A 15,649-nucleotide genomic window follows, 5' to 3' on the forward strand; every position below is an offset into this window, starting at 1 on the left:
CGTCGCGCCTCCGTCATTGCGGCCGCGCCGGCACCGCGCGCCAGCCCGACTTGCAGGTCTTCACATGCGGGTAGTAATGCTTCGACGCGTCGCAGTAGTACCAGAGGTCCGCGTCGCCGTCGTCCTGCGGCTGCCCCTTCTCGACATACTCGGGCGGCGGCGGAGCGACCGGCACCGCGACGACGGGCGGCGGGTAGTAGTACGGCGCAGGGACGACCGGGGCGTAATACGGGTAGCCGGGGCCGATATAGACCCCGACCCGGGCGGCATGCGCCACGCCGCCCGTCGCGACCGCGAGCGCGGCCGCCGCGCCCAGCGCGAGCTTCAATCCATTCACGTCACGTTCTCCGGCAGGCCGGTTCGGCGATCCGAACCAGGCATCCCGAACGCTACGCCGCACGCGCTCGGGGATCCATTACGGGCCGGCGCGCGAATGTTGCGCGACGTTACCCGTGTGACAGACGCCCCGCCCGTTCGAACGCTCGCGTTACGCGTTTAACGCATCGAAACCGATCGCCGTCCCGGCACACGGTTTTCGTCTGCGCAAAACCGTTCCGATGACGCGACGCGCCATATTGACGCACGTGCGTCAGACCGCCACGCCGCGACCGCGCGCGCCGCGAACGACGTTCTTGATACGAATCAACGATTTATCCCGAAATCGCGCGCGACGGACTGGACATCTGCGACGAGTTGGCGCATTTCGCGGTGCAACATCGCGGCACATACTCCAGCCAACCCCGACGCCTGTCCGCCGGGGTCCGCCGGCACCCGCCGGCGGGTATCGTCAGCCTCGGTCATCTGGTATGGACACCGCACTTTCGGCCCTCGATCTGGCCCGCCTGCAATTCGCGTTCACCGTCTCCTTTCACATCGTCTTTCCGGCGCTGAGCATCGGCCTCGCCAGCTTCATCGCCGTGCTCGAATATCGCTGGCTCAAGACCGGCAAGCAGTACTACAAAACGCTCTGCCTGTTCTGGTCGAAGATCTTCGCGGTCGCGTTCGGGATGGGCGTCGTCTCCGGCGTCGTGATGAGCTATCAGTTCGGCACCAACTGGTCGGGCTTCTCGAGCTTCGCCGGCGCCGTCACCGGCCCGCTGCTGATGTACGAGGTCATGACCGCGTTCTTCCTCGAAGCCGGCTTCCTCGGCATCATGCTGTTCGGCTGGAACCGCGTGAGCCCGCGCGCGCACTTCGGCGCGACGCTGATGGTCGCGATCGGCACGCTGATCTCGACGTTCTGGATCCTCGCATCGAACAGCTGGATGCAGACGCCGCAGGGCTTCGAGATCGTCGACGGCCGCGTCGTGCCGACCGACTGGTTCGCGATCATCTTCAACCCGTCGTTCCCGTACCGCCTGTTCCACATGGCGATCGCCGCGTTCATCGTCGCCGCGCTGGTGGTGGCCGCGACGGGTGCGTGGCACCTGCTGAAGGGTCGCCGCGACAAGGGCGTGAAAAAGATGTTCTCGATGGCGCTGTGGCTGCTGCTCGTGCTCGCGCCGCTGCAGGCCGTGATCGGCGACCAGCACGGCATCAACACGCTGAAGCACCAGCCCGCGAAGATCGCCGCGATCGAAGGGCTGTGGGAAACCGAAAAGGGCGGTACCGCGCTGAACCTGTTCGGCATTCCGGACATGCAGGCGGAAACGACCCGCTACGCGGTGAAGGTGCCGCACCTCGGCAGCCTGATCCTCACGCACAGCTGGGACGGCGAGATCCGCGGTCTGAAGGACTTTCCGCCGGAAGACCGCCCGAATTCGACGGTCGTGTTCTGGAGCTTCCGGATCATGGTCGGCCTCGGCTTCGCGATGATCGGCCTCGCCGCGCTCGCCTGGCTGCTGCGCCGCCGCGGCCGCCTGTATGAATCGAAGGGGTTCCAGCGCTTCGCGCTCGCGATGGGCCCGACCGGTTTCGTGTCGCTGCTCGCGGGCTGGGTGACGACCGAAGCCGGCCGCCAGCCGTGGGTCGTGTATGGCGTGAAGCGCACTGCGGAAGCCGTGTCGCCGCTGTCGGTGCAGCAGGTCAGCCTGTCGATGATGACGTTCGTGATCGTGTACTTCCTCGTGTTCGGCACCGGCGTGTACTACATGCTGAAGCTGATGAAGGCCGGCCCCGCGCTGCCCGACGTCAAGCACGACGACGAACCCGATACGCGCCCCGATCACACCGCGCGCCGCCCGATGTCGGCCGTCGACGAGCTGATCGAGACCGTCTGAGCCCATTCCTTTCGCTTACGAGAAAACCTATGGACGTCACCGTAATCTGGGCCGCGATCATCGCATTGGGGCTTTTCATGTACGTCGTGCTCGACGGCTTCGACCTCGGCATCGGCATCGTCTTCCCGTTCTTCCCGGACGAGAAGGAACGCGACCTGATGATGAACACGGTCGCACCCGTGTGGGACGGCAACGAAACGTGGCTCGTGCTCGGCGGCGCCGGGCTGTTCGCGGTGTTCCCGGTCGTCTATTCGACCGTGCTGTCGGCGCTGTACCTGCCGCTGATCTTCATGCTGGTGTGCCTGATCTTCCGCGGCGTGTCGTTCGAGATCCGCGCGAAGGCGCGCCGCACGAAACAGCTGTGGGATCTCGCGTTCATCGGCGGCTCGGCCGGCGCGACGCTGTTCCAGGGCATCGCGCTCGGCGCGTTCCTGCAGGGCATCGACGTGAGGGACGGCGTGTATGCCGGCGGCGCGTTCGACTGGCTCACGCCGTTCAGCCTGCTGACCGGCCTCGGCCTGATCGTGACCTATGCGCTGCTCGGCTGCTGCTGGCTCGTCGCGAAGACCGAAGGCGACCTGCAGCGCCGCCTGCATCGCGTCGTGTGGCCGCTGACCGTCGTGCTGCTCGGCTTCATCGCGATCGTCAGCCTGTGGACGCCGCTGCAGGACCCGGCCATCGCGCAGCGCTGGTTCGATTCGGGGTTGTTCTGGCGCCTACTGCCGGTGCCGTTCCTGGTCGCCGCGTGCGCGGCGTGGATGCGTCGCGCGGTGCGCGACCGGCACGACATGACGCCGTTCGTGCTCGCGCTGGCGCTGGTGCTGCTCGGCTACGTCGGCCTGCTCGTCACGCTGTTCCCGTATGCGATTCCGCAGACGATGACGATCTGGGAAGCGGCGGCGCCGCGTTCGAGCCAGACCTTCACGCTGGTCGGCGCAGCGGTTATCCTCCCGATCATCATCGCCTACACGACGATGGGTTACTGGGTATTCCGAGGCAAGGTGCGCCATGAAGACCAGCATTACTACCACCACTGATTCCGCCGATCGCCCACCCGAGGCGCCGCGGCCGCGGATGCGCGGCTGGATGTGGTTCGTCGTCCTGTGGGCGGGCGGCGTGATCGGCGCGGTCACGCTCGGCTATGCGTTCAAGATCTTCATGAACCTGATGCTGTTTGCGGTGAAGTAGGTAAAGCGGCCGCCCGGTCGAACGATGGACCGGGCGGCCGCTTTGTCATTGGGCCGCAGCTTCGGCCAGATGCGTCGGGCATCCGCCATTTAGGCAGAAATCTATATAAATCACATCGTCGATGTGAATAAGAAATATAGATTTTTACCGAAATACGAACCACGCGGCTGAATCACCCCACCGCGCATTGCGCGTCTACGGCCGCCCGCGCAGCGCCGCGTCGATCTTGCGATCGGTCTTGTACTGGCTCAGCGCATACACCGACCAGATCGCGGCCGGCAACCAGCCGATGACCGTGAGTTGCAGGAGCAGGCAGATAATCCCGGCGATCGGGCGGCCGATCGTGAAGAACTGGAACCACGGAAGCAGCAGGGCAAGCAGCAGGCGCATGAGCGGTCCTCTCGGTACGTCGTTGAACGGGTGATGCGCGACGAATATGCCGGTGCACGCGCCTGAATTCAAGCCATGCACCGGCATCGCGGCGCCGTGATCCGCCCGGCGCCGCGTTCACCCCACTCAACTTCCGAAACGCCCGCGTCATGCCGCGGACGCACCGCCCTTCCCCACGCTCAACGCCCGATACCGAGCCCCGGCAGCACGCGCGTGTTCTCGGCCACGACCGCCTGCAGCAGGCGCGGGTCGGCGCCGAGCAGCGCGAGGATCGTCGGCGCGACCTGCTTCGTGCCGACGAGGTCGTTCACCGTGCGCGCACGATGAATGCCCGGATACGACACGAGCAGGCCGAGGTGGCTGTCGTCCGGCGCGTTGCCGCCGTGCTCCTCGTCCTTCTTCGTGCTCGACGTGTAGATCACGCCCGGATTCGGCTGGACGACGATGTCCGGCGTGCGGCCGTTGGCCGGATCGCCGAAGCGCTCGGCGAGCGCCGCGCCGTACAGCACGTACGCCTGCGGGCCGTCCGCGCAGATCCCCGGCGCGTTGCAGCCGAGGTTCGCCTTCAGCGTCTGCACGACGGCCGTGCGCTGGCTGCGGTCGCGCAGCCAGATCAGCCCGACGTCGTCAGTCTGCACGAAGCCCGTGCCGACCAGGCCCGAACCGTCGTTCAGGTTGCCCGTCGTCGTGTTGTTCTGGCCGAAGTTGCCGTTCGGGTCGAGGAAGTTGTTCGCTTCGAGCAGCTTCGTCAGCGTGTCGCCGTTCTTCACGAGCTTCGTGTGATCGCTCGGCGACTGGCCGTGCTTCGACGTGACGATCACGGCCGTCGACGAATACAGGTTCGCCTGCTTCAGCGCCGCGACGACATGCCCGATCGCGTCGTCGACATACGTGATCGCGTTCGCGACCTGCCCGTTCGGCGTGAAATCGGCGTCGAGATAGCCGCCGCCCTTCGCGACCGGCGCCTTCTGCGCGACGCTCAGCGTCTGGAAGTTCGCGCCGAACAGCGTCGGCACCGGTGCGGTCTTCGTGCCGGTCGAATCGCGGCCGCCGATCTGGTTGATCAGCGCCTGCACGTGCAGGTTGTCGAAGCGCGCGGTGTGCGAATAGACGTCGGTGTACGCGGTGTTGGTCGCCGGGTCGATCGAATTGATCTCGGTGCGCATCAGGTCGTCGACGCCGGTGCCCGACGGGCCGTTCAGCCAGTCGTAGCCCCACGCGTGCTTGTCGGCCCACGCGGTGCGCGCATTCGGCACGCCGGCCTTCACCGCCTCGAACACCGTGTTGGTCTTCACGTAGTTGTGCGGGTAGACCGGCACGCACTGACCGTTGACCTTCGCATGCGGGATCGCCTGCGGATTGAACGCGCCGCCGCCGTCGAGGTGCACGAGCGCGCCGCCGTTCTGCGCATCGATGCCGGTCGTCTCGTCGAACACGACGTTCCAGCCCTGCTTGCCCGAGCACGTGGTGTCACTCGGCGCGTACAGGTTGCGGTCGTACGACACGTCGTAGAACAGGCCGGCCGTCTTCGGCGAGCCGCCCGTCACGAGCGCGGCGAGGCCCGGGAACGAATCCGACAGGCCCGGCGTATACGCATTCGCATACGTCACACCGCTCTTCGCGAGCACCGCGATGTTCGGGCACGTATTCGCGCCGATGCAACGCGCGAGATCCTGCTCGTGCAGGCCGTCGATGCTCAGCAGCAGCACGTGCTTCACGACGCGGCTCGCCCGGCCGTTGTCCCCGCCCTGAGCGTTGCCGTCCTGCTGCGCCGCATGCACGCCCGCGCTGGCGAGCGCGAGCGCACCCGCCACCATCGCCGCCATTTTCCGTTGCTTGATGAACCTGGAAATCATCACCCCACCTCACCGATTGATGTTGAACCACGTGACCTGCCTTCAGGCGCGCAAAATATCGCCGGATCGTGCGGCGCTCGGATGAAGCGGGGCTTTCTGTTCTCTGTCAAACGTAACCAATCGCAAATGACATCACGCGGTCGCAATCCGCGGCCCTCGCGTGCGCCGGCCCGTGCGGCGGGATTTTTTTTCGGGTTGGCCCGCGACTATTGGCGTGCGATAAAGGGTTTTCCCTGACCCGGAGCACGAGTATGTCGACCCTGGAAGCTCTCCGGTTCGTGCTGGACGATGCACGTACCCCTGAAATCATCCGTCATCACGTCGTCGACGCGCTGCAGTACGCGTTGCGCAACTACGGACCGGTGTTCACCGCGAAGGAAATCGAATGGCTGACGCAGTGGGACGACGCGCGTCTGCCGCTGGCCGCGAGGAAGGAACTGGACAAGCGCGAACCGGCGATCGCCGGCCGCTGAAAAAAAGCCGCCGCGCCCGACGAGTACGGGCGCGGCGGCGGATGCGGGATGACGGACGGCGGTAACGCTTACTGCAGCCCGAAGTCGACGCGGGTCGTCGCGCCCTTGTCCGAGATGCCCTTCGCATCGAGCTTCGGCGCGACGACGAACATGCGGCTCGAATCGATCTTGCCGTCGAGGTACTGGCGCACGGCCTGCGCGCGCTGCTGCGCGAGCGCACGCAGCGCGTTGTCGTCGGCCGGCGCATGATCGGCGAGCGCCTGCTTCATGTCCGCATCGGGCAGCGTCTTCTGCAGGCCCACCAGGTTGCGCGGCTTCTTGAAGTCGGCGGCCTTGTACGCGCGCGTCAGGTACTTCGAGTATTCGGCCTTGTCGACCTTCACCGACATCGGATCGACGCTCTCGCCCTGCCCGACCACGTCCTTCAGCTTCTGCTGGCGCACCAGCCGCTCGACGTACGCGTCACGCAGCCCCGGCGTGTCCTGCGCCGGATCGACGCGGCCGATCAGGTCGAGGCGGATCGACGGCTTCTCGGTCAGCATCTTCACGACCGTGTCGAGCTTCTTCTGCTGCGTGTCGGTCAGCGCATACGATCCCGGCGCGAACTCGACGTAGCCGAGATCCTCGCCGCCGCCCCCGCCGAACGCGTTCGCGAGCAGCGTGAACGGCGACGTGACGGCCTTCGCGATCAGGTTCAGCACCGCATGCCAGATCAGGCCGCCGACGCTGAACTCCGGATTCGACAGCGAGCCCGACACCGGCAGGTTCACGTCGATCTGGCCGCGCGTGTTTTTCAAGAGCGAGATCGCCAGCTTCACCGGCAGCTTCGTCGCGGTGTCGTTTTCAACGTGATCGCCGAACGTGAGCTGGTCGATGAAGATGTGGTTGTTCGCCGACAGCTGGTCGTTCGCGAGCTGGTAGTGCAGGTCGACGTTGAGCTTGCCCTTCGTGATCGGATAGCCGGCGTACTTCGCCGAATACGGCGTGAGGTTGGTCAGCTCGATGTCGTGCGCGGTCGCCGTGAGGTCGAGCGCCGGCTTCTCGATCAGCGGGTTCACCGAGCCCTTGATCGAGATCGGCCCGTTGCCCGCGAGGTTCGCGGCGACGTCGACCGGCGCGGACGTCGTCGAATCCGTGCCGAACGCGCCGACCGTGCCTTTGATCGCGACGAGGTTCGCCGTGTAGTTCGGCTTGATGAAGTTGTCCGTGTACGTGACGCGGCCGTTCTGCAGCACCAGTTCGCCGAAGTGCATCCGCACCGGGTTCTGCGGCTGCGGCGCGGCCTTCACGACCACCGTCGCCGACGCGGCGGCCGGCACGGACGCCTGCTGCGCGGCCGCGGCCGATGCGGCCTGCGCGGCGGCCGGCGGCGTCACGCCCGGCGACAGCGGCACGGGCTCGCCCTTGCTCGCGTCGCGCGTGAGCGACTGCGCGGGGCCCGTCTCCTTCGCGACCACGTCCTTCAGGTTCAGCCGCCCCTGCGCATCGAGCAGCACGCGGCCGTAGAAGTTCGAGAACGTCACGCGCGCGGCGTCGACGTCGGTGCCCTTCTCGTCGTAGTTCGCCTTCAGGTTCGACAGCGCGAGCGAGCGCCAGCCGGCGAACGGGTCGGACGTCGCCTTGTCGAGCATCCGCACGTCGACCAGCGCGACGTCGCCGCGATAGGTCGCGCGCGGCGTGTCCTTCACCTGCGCGAACGTCAGGTTGCCCTGCGCGTTGAGCAGCGCGCTGGCGATCGTCGCGTTCAGCGCGCTGCCGAAGTACGGCTCGAACGCGGCCGCGTCGAGGCGGTTGCCGTTGATCTTCAGGCCGAGCTTCAGCGGCTGCGCGGTCACGTCACCCGTCACGTTCAGCGAGCCCTTGCGGTTCAGCGTCGCCTTCAGTTGCACGGGCAGCGGCTTCGTCAGGTCGTCGCTCACCTTCTGCACCGACAGCTCCAGCGGCTTGATCGCCAGCTTCACCGGACGCGGCGTCGACAGGTCGGTGAAGTTCGCGGACGCCTCCTTCACGTTCAGCGCGTCGATCCGGTAGTGCCACGACGGCGCGGCGGCCTGCGCCTTGCGCGCGACCGTGCGCTTCGGCACCGCCGCCTGCGCGGGTTCGGCGAGCGCCGCGAGATCGATCTTGCCGTCCTTCAGGCGCTTCACGTCGAGCGCGAGCCCGCTTGCGTCGACGCTCGCGATCTCCGCGGTGCGCGCCGCAACGTCGACCTTCGCGATCTTCGCGCTCGCGTCGGGCAGCACGATCGCGGGCGCCTTGTTGTCCGGCGCGGCGATCTTCAGCGACTTCAGGCTGACCGTGCTGTCGGCGACTTCCGCGGCGAGCGGCGTCTTGCCCCAGTCGGTCTTCGCGTTGACGGTCGCGCCGAGCGTGCCGTCGAGCACGCGTGCGCGCGTCGCCTCGCCGAGGTACGGCTGCAGCGCCGGCAGCGCGAGCGCGGCGACCGTCAGCTTCGTGTCGGCCTGCTTCGCGGCGAGATTGAACGCGCCTTCGGCCGTCACGTCGCCGCCGCGCGACAGCGACGTCGACAGCGTGTATTTCGCGGGCGTCTTGCCCTGCAGCGAGAAACCGTCGAGCGTCGCGGCGAGCTTCGTCAGCGACATCGCGGTCGGCGTCGCCGGCACGCGGTCGTCGACGTTGATCGTGCCGCCGTCGATCGCGACATGACGGATCGTCAGATCGAGCGGCGGCGCTTCCTTCGCGGCGGCGCTACGTTCGGCCTTCGCGCCGCTGGCGGCGGCGACGGCGCCGGACGCACCGGATGCGGCGGCGACGGCCGACGCGGCCGGCTTGCCAGCCCCGGCCTCGACCTTCGGCGCGGCGGCCGGTTGCGCGACGAGCTTCTCGACGTTCAGCACGCCCTGCTTGTCGCGCGACAGGTCGATCACCGGCTGGTCGAGCCGGATCTCGTCGAAGTGCATCGCGTTGCGCAGCGGTTCCAGCCCGGCCGCCGCGACGTGCACGCCGCGCGCGGCGAACAGCGGCGCCGACGCGCGGTCGGTCACCTTCGCGTCGTTCAGGTCGACGGTGCCCGACACGCGCAGCGCGGGCGTCTCGCCGCTCATCACGAAATTGACCGTGAGGTTGCTGCTGAGCAGGCCGCTCGTCACGGCCACCGGCAGCTTCGCCGGCACGTACGAGATCAGCTTCGGCACGTCGAGGCGGTCGAACTTCAGCGCGATCTCCGATTCGCGCGACTGCGCGAACGGCTTGGTCTTGCCGTCGATCGAGATCGGGCTGCCGTCGAAGCGCGCGCGCAGCTTCGGCTCGACGAAGATGTCGGTCTTCGAGGCCAGCGTCGCGATGTACGGGATGCCGAGCGTCCAGTTGTCGACCACGTGCTTTTCGTTCAGTAGGCGATCGTCGAAATCGATCCGGCCGTCGTTGACCTGGATGTTCGACACCGAGAATTGCGTCGGCTTGCTGTCGGGCTTCGGCGTCGGCGACGAGAACTTCTCGATCAGGTCGGTGAAATTGAAGCGCTGCGCGTCGTAGCGGACGATGTGAAAGCGCGGCGAGTCGAGTCGGACCTCGTTGACGATCGGCGCGCCGCGGAACAGCGACGACCACGACGGCCGCACGACCAGCTTGCCGATGTCGATGAAATCGCCCTGGCCGCCGCGCTCGCCGAGGTGGATGCCGTCGGCTTCGAGGTTCAGCGTGTACGGGTTCAGCGCGATGCGCTGGATCGTGGCCGGCCGGTCGAGCTGCTTGCTCAACTGCTGTTCGGCGACATGGCGGATCAGCGGCGGCGCCGCGAAGAAGCCGAGCAGTCCGAATAAAACGACGAAGATCAGCACGCCGATGCCGATACGCCGGGTGCGGCGCGAGCGTGCAACGCCGCCGAGGGCATGGAGGGTCGAGGGTACGGTTTCTTTGTCTGCGCTTGCCATGCTTGAATGCCTCGGGAATGGATGCCGGGCCGCACCGGATAACCGGGCGGCCGCGCACGCTATCCCGAAAGTATAGGCTCAGGAGGTGACGGTACGGAGGTCGGGCGCCGCCGCAGCGCCCGCCGGTCGGACAACGGCGACGGTCAACCGTTCATTTCCGGACGATGACGGGCGGCATCCAGGACCCGTCGCTCGCCTGCGGCTTCGGCGCGTACAGGCGCAACGCGAGCGCGAAATCGGTACGCGGCGCCGGCAGCCAGTTGGCCGCATGCGTGCCGCCCGGCGACGCCGACACGACGATGTCGATCGAGCCGTCATGATTGCGGCGCAGCCGGTCGCGATCGCCGAGCGAGCGGCGCGCCGACCCGACGTCGGGCAGCGCGCCGTTGGTCGTGTACGGCGTGAGCGTCCAGAATGCGCGCACCGGCGGCAGCGCACCCGGCGCGAAATGCAATACGTAGCGGTTCGCGCCGTTCAGCGGATGGCCGTCGCTGTCGACGCGGGCGACCGCAAGCGTCTCGTCGTCGCGCGTCGCGGTGCCGAACTGCGTGTAGGCCGCGTACGCGCGCAGTGCGTAGTCCTGGCCGTACTTGCCAGCCGTATCGCCGATCCAGCTCCAGCCGTTCGCGTTCAGCAGGTTCGACGGCGCCGCCGCGAGCCGCGCGCGCGCCTCGGCGACGCCGGCCGTCGCGGCCGTCAGACGGTCGCCCGTCCACAGCACCGGGTAGCCGGCCGTCACGCCGATGTCGGCGAGCGATTCCTGCGCGTGCGCGTCGTCGGCCGGCGCCGGATTGTCCTGCAGCGCCCGCGCGAAGCGCGTGAAGAACGCCTTCGGGTCGAGCGCGGCGACCTGCTCGGCCGGCGTGCCGCCCCCCACCGCCTCGGACGGCGCGCTGCCCGCATGGACCGCGACCGACGCACCGCGCTCGGCGCCGGTGTACACCGACAGCGGCACCACGCGGATCGCGCGCTGCAGCTTCTTCACGTTCGTCAGGTCGCGCCCGCCGCTCGTCTGCAACCGCACTTCGAGCCACGCATTGGCGGACGGCACGTCGACACGCAGCACGCCCTTCGGCAACGTGCCTTGCCAGTCCTTCGCGGCGAAGGCAATCGTTTGCGATCGGCCGGCACCACGGGGGCCGCGTGCGGCGACGCTCGACGACGACCACAGCACGTTGGTCCACATGTCGAGCGCACGCGCGTCCCAGTAGCGGCCGCGCGTGTCGGGCAGCGTGACGATCACGGGTTCGGCGGCGACGTCGAGCCAGCCGGTCGAGTCGAGCGTGTCGACGCCCGGCAGCGGCGGGTTGACCGCGCCGACGGGCGGCAGCGCCTGCGCGTGGCGCAGCGTGTTGAGCGGCGCCTGCCCCGGTTGCGCGCCGTCGCCGCCCGTCGCAGCTTCCTTCGCGACGTCCATCAGCACGAGCGGATACGCATAGATATAGGAGTCGGCAACTTCCGCCCGCATCCAGCCGGTTTTCCGCTGGATCGCGTCCGGTTGCGACGCGCATCCTGCAAGCAACGCCGCAATGGCCAGCGACGCGCACGCGCGTCGCAGAGAAACTGATTCTCGCTGGTTTTCAATCATCGATTACTGGCCGAATATCGTTCTTTTCAGTCAACGCCCTGTTCGTCTCGCGAACGGCTAAAACAGGGCACCCCAGCGTACCCGGATGACCGTTTCGCTACGTTTCGTAACGGTGGGCGCTGATGTCAGGCCGGTATCATAGCGCCTAAGGGCATCCCCCAATATGCCGAATAACGGGTAAAACGGTAGTCGAACTATCAACGAATCTGAAATATTGCACAGGATTCGACAAAAATCTGAAACGGCGCCATCGCGCCGGAATGATGGCTGGACGAGGGCCGTCGACGATGATCGACCAATGGTGTCACTATTGACACCACAGGCTACGCCAAGCGAATGGAAGATCCTCGACCAAATGACGCGCAAACCCGCGAAGGTGCGCTTCATCGATCTGTTCGAGATCTCGCAGGTTCTCGACGCGATCGATCGACTGAAGGAACAGAAATCATGACCCAAGACCACTTTACGTACCGCGTAACGTGGTCCCCGGAGGACGGGGAGCACGTCGGCCTCTGCGCGGAATTCCCGTCTCTTGCGTGGCTCGACGCAACACCGGAAGGCGCGCTGGTCGGAATTCGCCGGCTCGTCGCCGACGTCGTGAGCGAGATGACCGCGAACGGCGAGACGGTGCCCGAACCGATCGCCGACCGAACCTACAGCGGCGAATTCAAGGTCCGCATCCCGCCGCAGGCGCACCGCGCGCTGGTCATCCAGGCCGCCGAGCAAGGCGTCAGCCTCAATCGCCTCGCAAGCGCCAAGCTCTGCGCCTGAGCGCACACACCCCGGCACGCTCGGTCGCCCGGTCGTCCGTCCGGAAGCCGGGCGATCGCTTTTTCCGCGTTGTGACAACCTGTGTGCATCGACCTGCGTCGCATCGTCGCCGGCGCTTGACCTTACCATCATGGGAATGTTGATACTGGAACCATTCGCGGCACGAACCGCGCTTTTGGGGAATCCGACATGACTGAACCACTTGCCTCCGCGGCACGGCAAACGATCGCGCTGAGCGTCGACGGCATGCATTGCGGCGGCTGCACGGGCCGCGTGCAGCGCGCGCTGGCCGCCGTGCCGGGCGTCGTCGATGCGGCGGTCGATCTCGATGCACAGGCGGCGACGGTCACCGCGCAGGACACGGTCGAGCCCGAGCGGCTCGTCGACGCGATCCGTGAGGCCGGCTACCACGCAGCGGTGCGCGAGGCGGCCGTCGAAGCCGGTGTGGCCACGCCGGCGGCGCGCGAAGCAACGTCGCCTGCGCCGGCCGCCGCCGCGACGATCGAACTCGATATCGATGGCATGACCTGCGCGTCATGTGTGTCGCGCGTCGAAAAGGCGCTCGCGAAGGTGCCGGGCGTCACGCGCGCATCGGTCAACCTTGCGACCGAACGCGCGACGGTCGACGCGTCGGCCGGGGTTTCCGCCGCGCAATTGGCAGATGCCGTGAAACAGGCCGGCTATGGCGCGACGCCGACAGCGTCGGATACCAATGCCCCGGCCGCCGCCCCGACCCGCCCCGCTACGCCCGCGAGCATCGAACTCGACATCGACGGGATGACCTGCGCGTCGTGCGTGTCGCGTGTCGAGAAGGCGCTCGCGAAAGTGCCGGGCGTCACGCGCGCCTCGGTCAACCTGGCAACTGAACGCGCGACGGTCGACGCGTCGGCCGACGTATCCGCCGCCCAGCTTGCCGAAGCGGTGAAACACGCCGGCTACGGCGCGACACCGGCGGCCGTCGCCACGCCTGCCGCCCCCGCCACCTCCGCCGCCACTTCCGCGGCCGCCGACGTCGAACTCGACATCGGCGGCATGACCTGCGCGTCCTGCGCCGGCCGCGTCGAAAAAGCGCTGGCCGCCGTGCCGGGCGTCGCGCGCGCGACGGTCAATCTCGCGACCGAGCGCGCGTCGGTGCACGGCGCCGGCGCACTCGACGCCGCCGCGCTGATCGCCGCCGTCACCACGGCCGGCTACCATGCATCGCTTCCCGCCGCGTCACCCGCCGGCGCAACGGCCGGCGCCGACGCGCAACCGGCCGGCCCCGCGCCGGACGCCGACGCACGCAAGCGCCGCGAGGCCATCCGCGAACGCAACCTCGTGATCGGCGCCGCCGTGCTGAGCGCGCCGCTCGTCGCGCCGATGCTCGCCGCGCCGTTCGGCCTCGACCTGATGCTGCCCGGCTGGCTCCAGCTCGTGCTCGCGTCGATCGTGCAGTTCGGCTTCGGCGCACGCTTCTATCGCGCGGCCTGGCATGCGGTGAAGGCGCGCACCGGCAACATGGACCTGCTCGTCGCGCTCGGCACGTCGGCCGCGTACGGGCTGAGCCTGTGGATGCTGCTGCGCGATCCCGCGCATCCGGGCCATCTGTATTTCGAAGCGTCGGCCGTCATCGTCACGCTCGTGCGCTTCGGCAAGTGGCTCGAATCGCGCGCGAAGCGCCAGACCACCGAGGCAATCCGCGCGCTGAACGCGCTGCGCCCCGACCGCGCGCGGGTCGTCGAGCACGGCGTCGAACGCGACGTGCCGCTGTCGCAGGTGCGCGTCGGCACGCACGTCAGCATCCGGCCCGGCGAGCGCGTGCCGGTCGACGGGCGGATCGTGTCGGGCCGCTCGCACATCGACGAATCGCTGATCACCGGCGAAAGCCTGCCCGTGCCGAAGGACGACGGCGACGCCGTCACGGCCGGCTCGATCAACGGCGAAGGCGCGCTCGTCGTCGCAACCACCGCGATCGGCGCGGAGACGACGCTCGCGCGCATCATCCGCCTCGTCGAATCCGCGCAGGCCGAGAAGGCGCCGATCCAGCGGCTCGTCGATCGCGTCAGCGAGGTGTTCGTGCCGGCGATCCTCGGCATCGCCGTGCTGACGCTGGTCGGCTGGCTGATCGCCGGCGCCGGGATGGAAACCGCGATCCTCAACGCGGTCGCGGTGCTCGTGATCGCCTGCCCGTGCGCGCTCGGTCTCGCGACGCCGGCCGCGATCATGGCCGGCACCGGCGTCGCGGCCCGGCACGGCGTGCTGATCAAGGACGCGCAGGCGCTCGAACTCGCGCAGCGCACGACCGTGATCGCGTTCGACAAGACCGGTACGCTGACCGAAGGCAAACCGTCCGTGACGGCGTTCGACGCCGTCGGCGTGCCGCGCGACGAAGCGCTCGCGCTCGCGGCGGCCGTGCAGCGGCAGAGCGACCATCCGCTCGCGCGCGCGGTGGTCGCCGCGCATGACGCCGACGTGGCCGCACAGGGCGGCGTAGCCGCGCCGGTCGTCGCGACCGATGCACGCGCGGTGGCCGGGCGCGGTGTGGAAGCGCACGTCGGCGGGCAACAACTTGCGCTCGGCAGTACGCGCTGGCGCGACGAACTCGGCATCGCGGTACCGCCGGCGCTCGACGCGCGCGCGGCGGAACTCGAACGCGCCGGCAATACGATCTCGTGGTTGATGCGCGTCGATGCGCCGCGCGCGGTGCTCGCGCTGATCGCATTCGGCGACACCGTGAAGCCGGGCGCCCGCGACGCGATCGCGGCGCTGTCGGCGCGCGGCGTCGCGAGCGCACTCGTGACGGGCGACAACCGTGGCAGCGCGGCGGCCGTCGCGGCGGCGCTCGGCATCGGCGAAGTGCACGCGCAGGTGCTGCCCGACGACAAGGCACGCGTCGTCGCCGAGCTGAAGCGCACGCACGGCGGCGTCGTCGCGATGGTCGGCGACGGGATCAACGATGCGCCCGCGCTCGCCGCGGCGGACGTCGGCATCGCGATGGCGACCGGCACCGACGTCGCGATGCACACGGCCGGCATCACGCTGATGCGCGGCGACCCGGCGCTCGTCGCCGACGCGATCGACATCTCGAAGCGCACGTACCGCAAGATCCAGCAGAACCTGTTCTGGGCGTTCGTGTACAACCTCGTCGGCGTGCCGCTCGCGGCGCTCGGCTTGTTGAACCCGGTGATCGCGGGCGCCGCGATGGCGTTTTCCAGCGTCAGCGTCGTAACCAACGCGCTGCTGCTGCGGAGATGGAAAGGCCGCGCGCGTTGAGGCGGCAAGCGATGAATGG

General features: G+C 68.1%; 11 protein-coding genes. 6 read left to right on the forward strand and 5 right to left on the reverse strand.

Annotation, left to right across the window (positions count from 1 at the left end; all coding sequences use genetic code 11):
* Positions 1-13: 13 nt before the first annotated feature.
* A complete protein-coding gene (locus DTA15_RS04270) occupies positions 14-337 on the reverse strand; it encodes a hypothetical protein (protein ID WP_006487960.1) in 324 nt (107 codons plus the stop codon).
* A gap of 469 nt (positions 338-806) precedes the next feature.
* Between DTA15_RS04270 and DTA15_RS04275 the strand changes: the two genes are divergently transcribed.
* From DTA15_RS04275 to DTA15_RS04285, 3 genes are read left to right on the forward strand one after another with little or no spacing between them, the layout of a single operon-like run.
* A complete protein-coding gene (locus DTA15_RS04275; RefSeq protein ID WP_006487971.1) occupies positions 807-2,219 on the forward strand; it encodes a cytochrome ubiquinol oxidase subunit I in 1,413 nt (470 codons plus the stop codon).
* A gap of 29 nt (positions 2,220-2,248) precedes the next feature.
* Positions 2,249-3,256, forward strand: a complete 1,008-nt coding sequence (gene cydB / locus DTA15_RS04280) for a cytochrome d ubiquinol oxidase subunit II (RefSeq protein WP_006487969.1) — start codon at positions 2,249-2,251, stop codon at positions 3,254-3,256.
* Positions 3,228-3,407 carry a hypothetical protein gene (locus tag DTA15_RS04285; protein WP_012493604.1) on the forward strand — a complete coding sequence of 60 codons (180 nt, stop codon included), beginning with the start codon at positions 3,228-3,230 and terminating at the stop codon, positions 3,405-3,407. The genes cydB and DTA15_RS04285 overlap by 29 nt, the downstream gene beginning before the upstream one ends.
* Before the next feature lie 195 nt (positions 3,408-3,602).
* Here the strand turns inward: DTA15_RS04285 and DTA15_RS04290 are convergent, their stop codons facing one another.
* Together DTA15_RS04290 and DTA15_RS04295 are read right to left on the reverse strand one after the other, a co-directional pair.
* Entirely contained in the window at positions 3,603-3,797 is a 195-nt protein-coding gene (locus DTA15_RS04290) for a YqaE/Pmp3 family membrane protein (RefSeq protein ID WP_006487958.1), read from the reverse strand.
* A 179-nt stretch (positions 3,798-3,976) separates the two neighbouring features.
* Positions 3,977-5,653: an alkaline phosphatase family protein gene (locus tag DTA15_RS04295; RefSeq protein ID WP_006487965.1), complete on the reverse strand. Its 1,677-nt coding sequence runs from the start codon at positions 5,651-5,653 to the stop codon at positions 3,977-3,979.
* Between the two features lie 251 nt (positions 5,654-5,904).
* On the opposite strand from DTA15_RS04295, the gene DTA15_RS04300 reads away from it, so the two are divergent.
* Positions 5,905-6,126, forward strand: a complete 222-nt coding sequence (locus tag DTA15_RS04300; protein WP_034178311.1) for a hypothetical protein — start codon at positions 5,905-5,907, stop codon at positions 6,124-6,126.
* Positions 6,127-6,194: 68 nt separating this feature from the next.
* Here DTA15_RS04300 and DTA15_RS04305 read toward each other — a convergent pair whose 3' ends face one another.
* Positions 6,195-10,019 (reverse strand): DUF748 domain-containing protein, encoded by a 3,825-nt coding sequence (locus DTA15_RS04305; RefSeq protein WP_012493607.1) that lies wholly within the window; start codon positions 10,017-10,019, stop codon positions 6,195-6,197.
* A gap of 151 nt (positions 10,020-10,170) precedes the next feature.
* Positions 10,171-11,607, reverse strand: coding sequence for a DUF1254 domain-containing protein (locus DTA15_RS04310; RefSeq protein ID WP_006486342.1), 1,437 nt, complete (start codon positions 11,605-11,607; stop codon positions 10,171-10,173).
* A gap of 447 nt (positions 11,608-12,054) precedes the next feature.
* On the opposite strand from DTA15_RS04310, the gene DTA15_RS04320 reads away from it, so the two are divergent.
* Together DTA15_RS04320 and DTA15_RS04325 are read left to right on the forward strand one after the other, a co-directional pair.
* Complete coding sequence (locus DTA15_RS04320) at positions 12,055-12,378, forward strand: type II toxin-antitoxin system HicB family antitoxin (RefSeq protein ID WP_006486343.1); 324 nt, start codon at positions 12,055-12,057, stop codon at positions 12,376-12,378.
* A 189-nt stretch (positions 12,379-12,567) separates the two neighbouring features.
* Positions 12,568-15,630 (forward strand): heavy metal translocating P-type ATPase, encoded by a 3,063-nt coding sequence (locus DTA15_RS04325; protein WP_006491390.1) that lies wholly within the window; start codon positions 12,568-12,570, stop codon positions 15,628-15,630.
* Positions 15,631-15,649: the final 19 nt, after the last annotated feature.

The sequence above is a fragment of the Burkholderia cenocepacia genome (assembly GCF_900446215.1).
Taxonomy (GTDB): Bacteria; Pseudomonadota; Gammaproteobacteria; order Burkholderiales; family Burkholderiaceae; genus Burkholderia; species Burkholderia cenocepacia.

Coding starts and splice junctions, on each gene's coding strand:
- DTA15_RS04275 (WP_006487971.1), top strand. CDS start 807: ATGGACACCGCACTTTCGGCCCTCGATCTGGCCCGCCTGCAATTCGCG.
- cydB (WP_006487969.1), top strand. CDS start 2,249: ATGGACGTCACCGTAATCTGGGCCGCGATCATCGCATTGGGGCTTTTC.
- DTA15_RS04285 (WP_012493604.1), top strand. CDS start 3,228: ATGAAGACCAGCATTACTACCACCACTGATTCCGCCGATCGCCCACCC.
- DTA15_RS04290 (WP_006487958.1), bottom strand. CDS start 3,797: ATGCGCCTGCTGCTTGCCCTGCTGCTTCCGTGGTTCCAGTTCTTCACG.
- DTA15_RS04295 (WP_006487965.1), bottom strand. CDS start 5,653: ATGATTTCCAGGTTCATCAAGCAACGGAAAATGGCGGCGATGGTGGCG.
- DTA15_RS04300 (WP_034178311.1), top strand. CDS start 5,905: ATGTCGACCCTGGAAGCTCTCCGGTTCGTGCTGGACGATGCACGTACC.
- DTA15_RS04305 (WP_012493607.1), bottom strand. CDS start 10,019: ATGGCAAGCGCAGACAAAGAAACCGTACCCTCGACCCTCCATGCCCTC.
- DTA15_RS04310 (WP_006486342.1), bottom strand. CDS start 11,607: ATGATTGAAAACCAGCGAGAATCAGTTTCTCTGCGACGCGCGTGCGCG.
- DTA15_RS04320 (WP_006486343.1), top strand. CDS start 12,055: ATGACCCAAGACCACTTTACGTACCGCGTAACGTGGTCCCCGGAGGAC.
- DTA15_RS04325 (WP_006491390.1), top strand. CDS start 12,568: ATGACTGAACCACTTGCCTCCGCGGCACGGCAAACGATCGCGCTGAGC.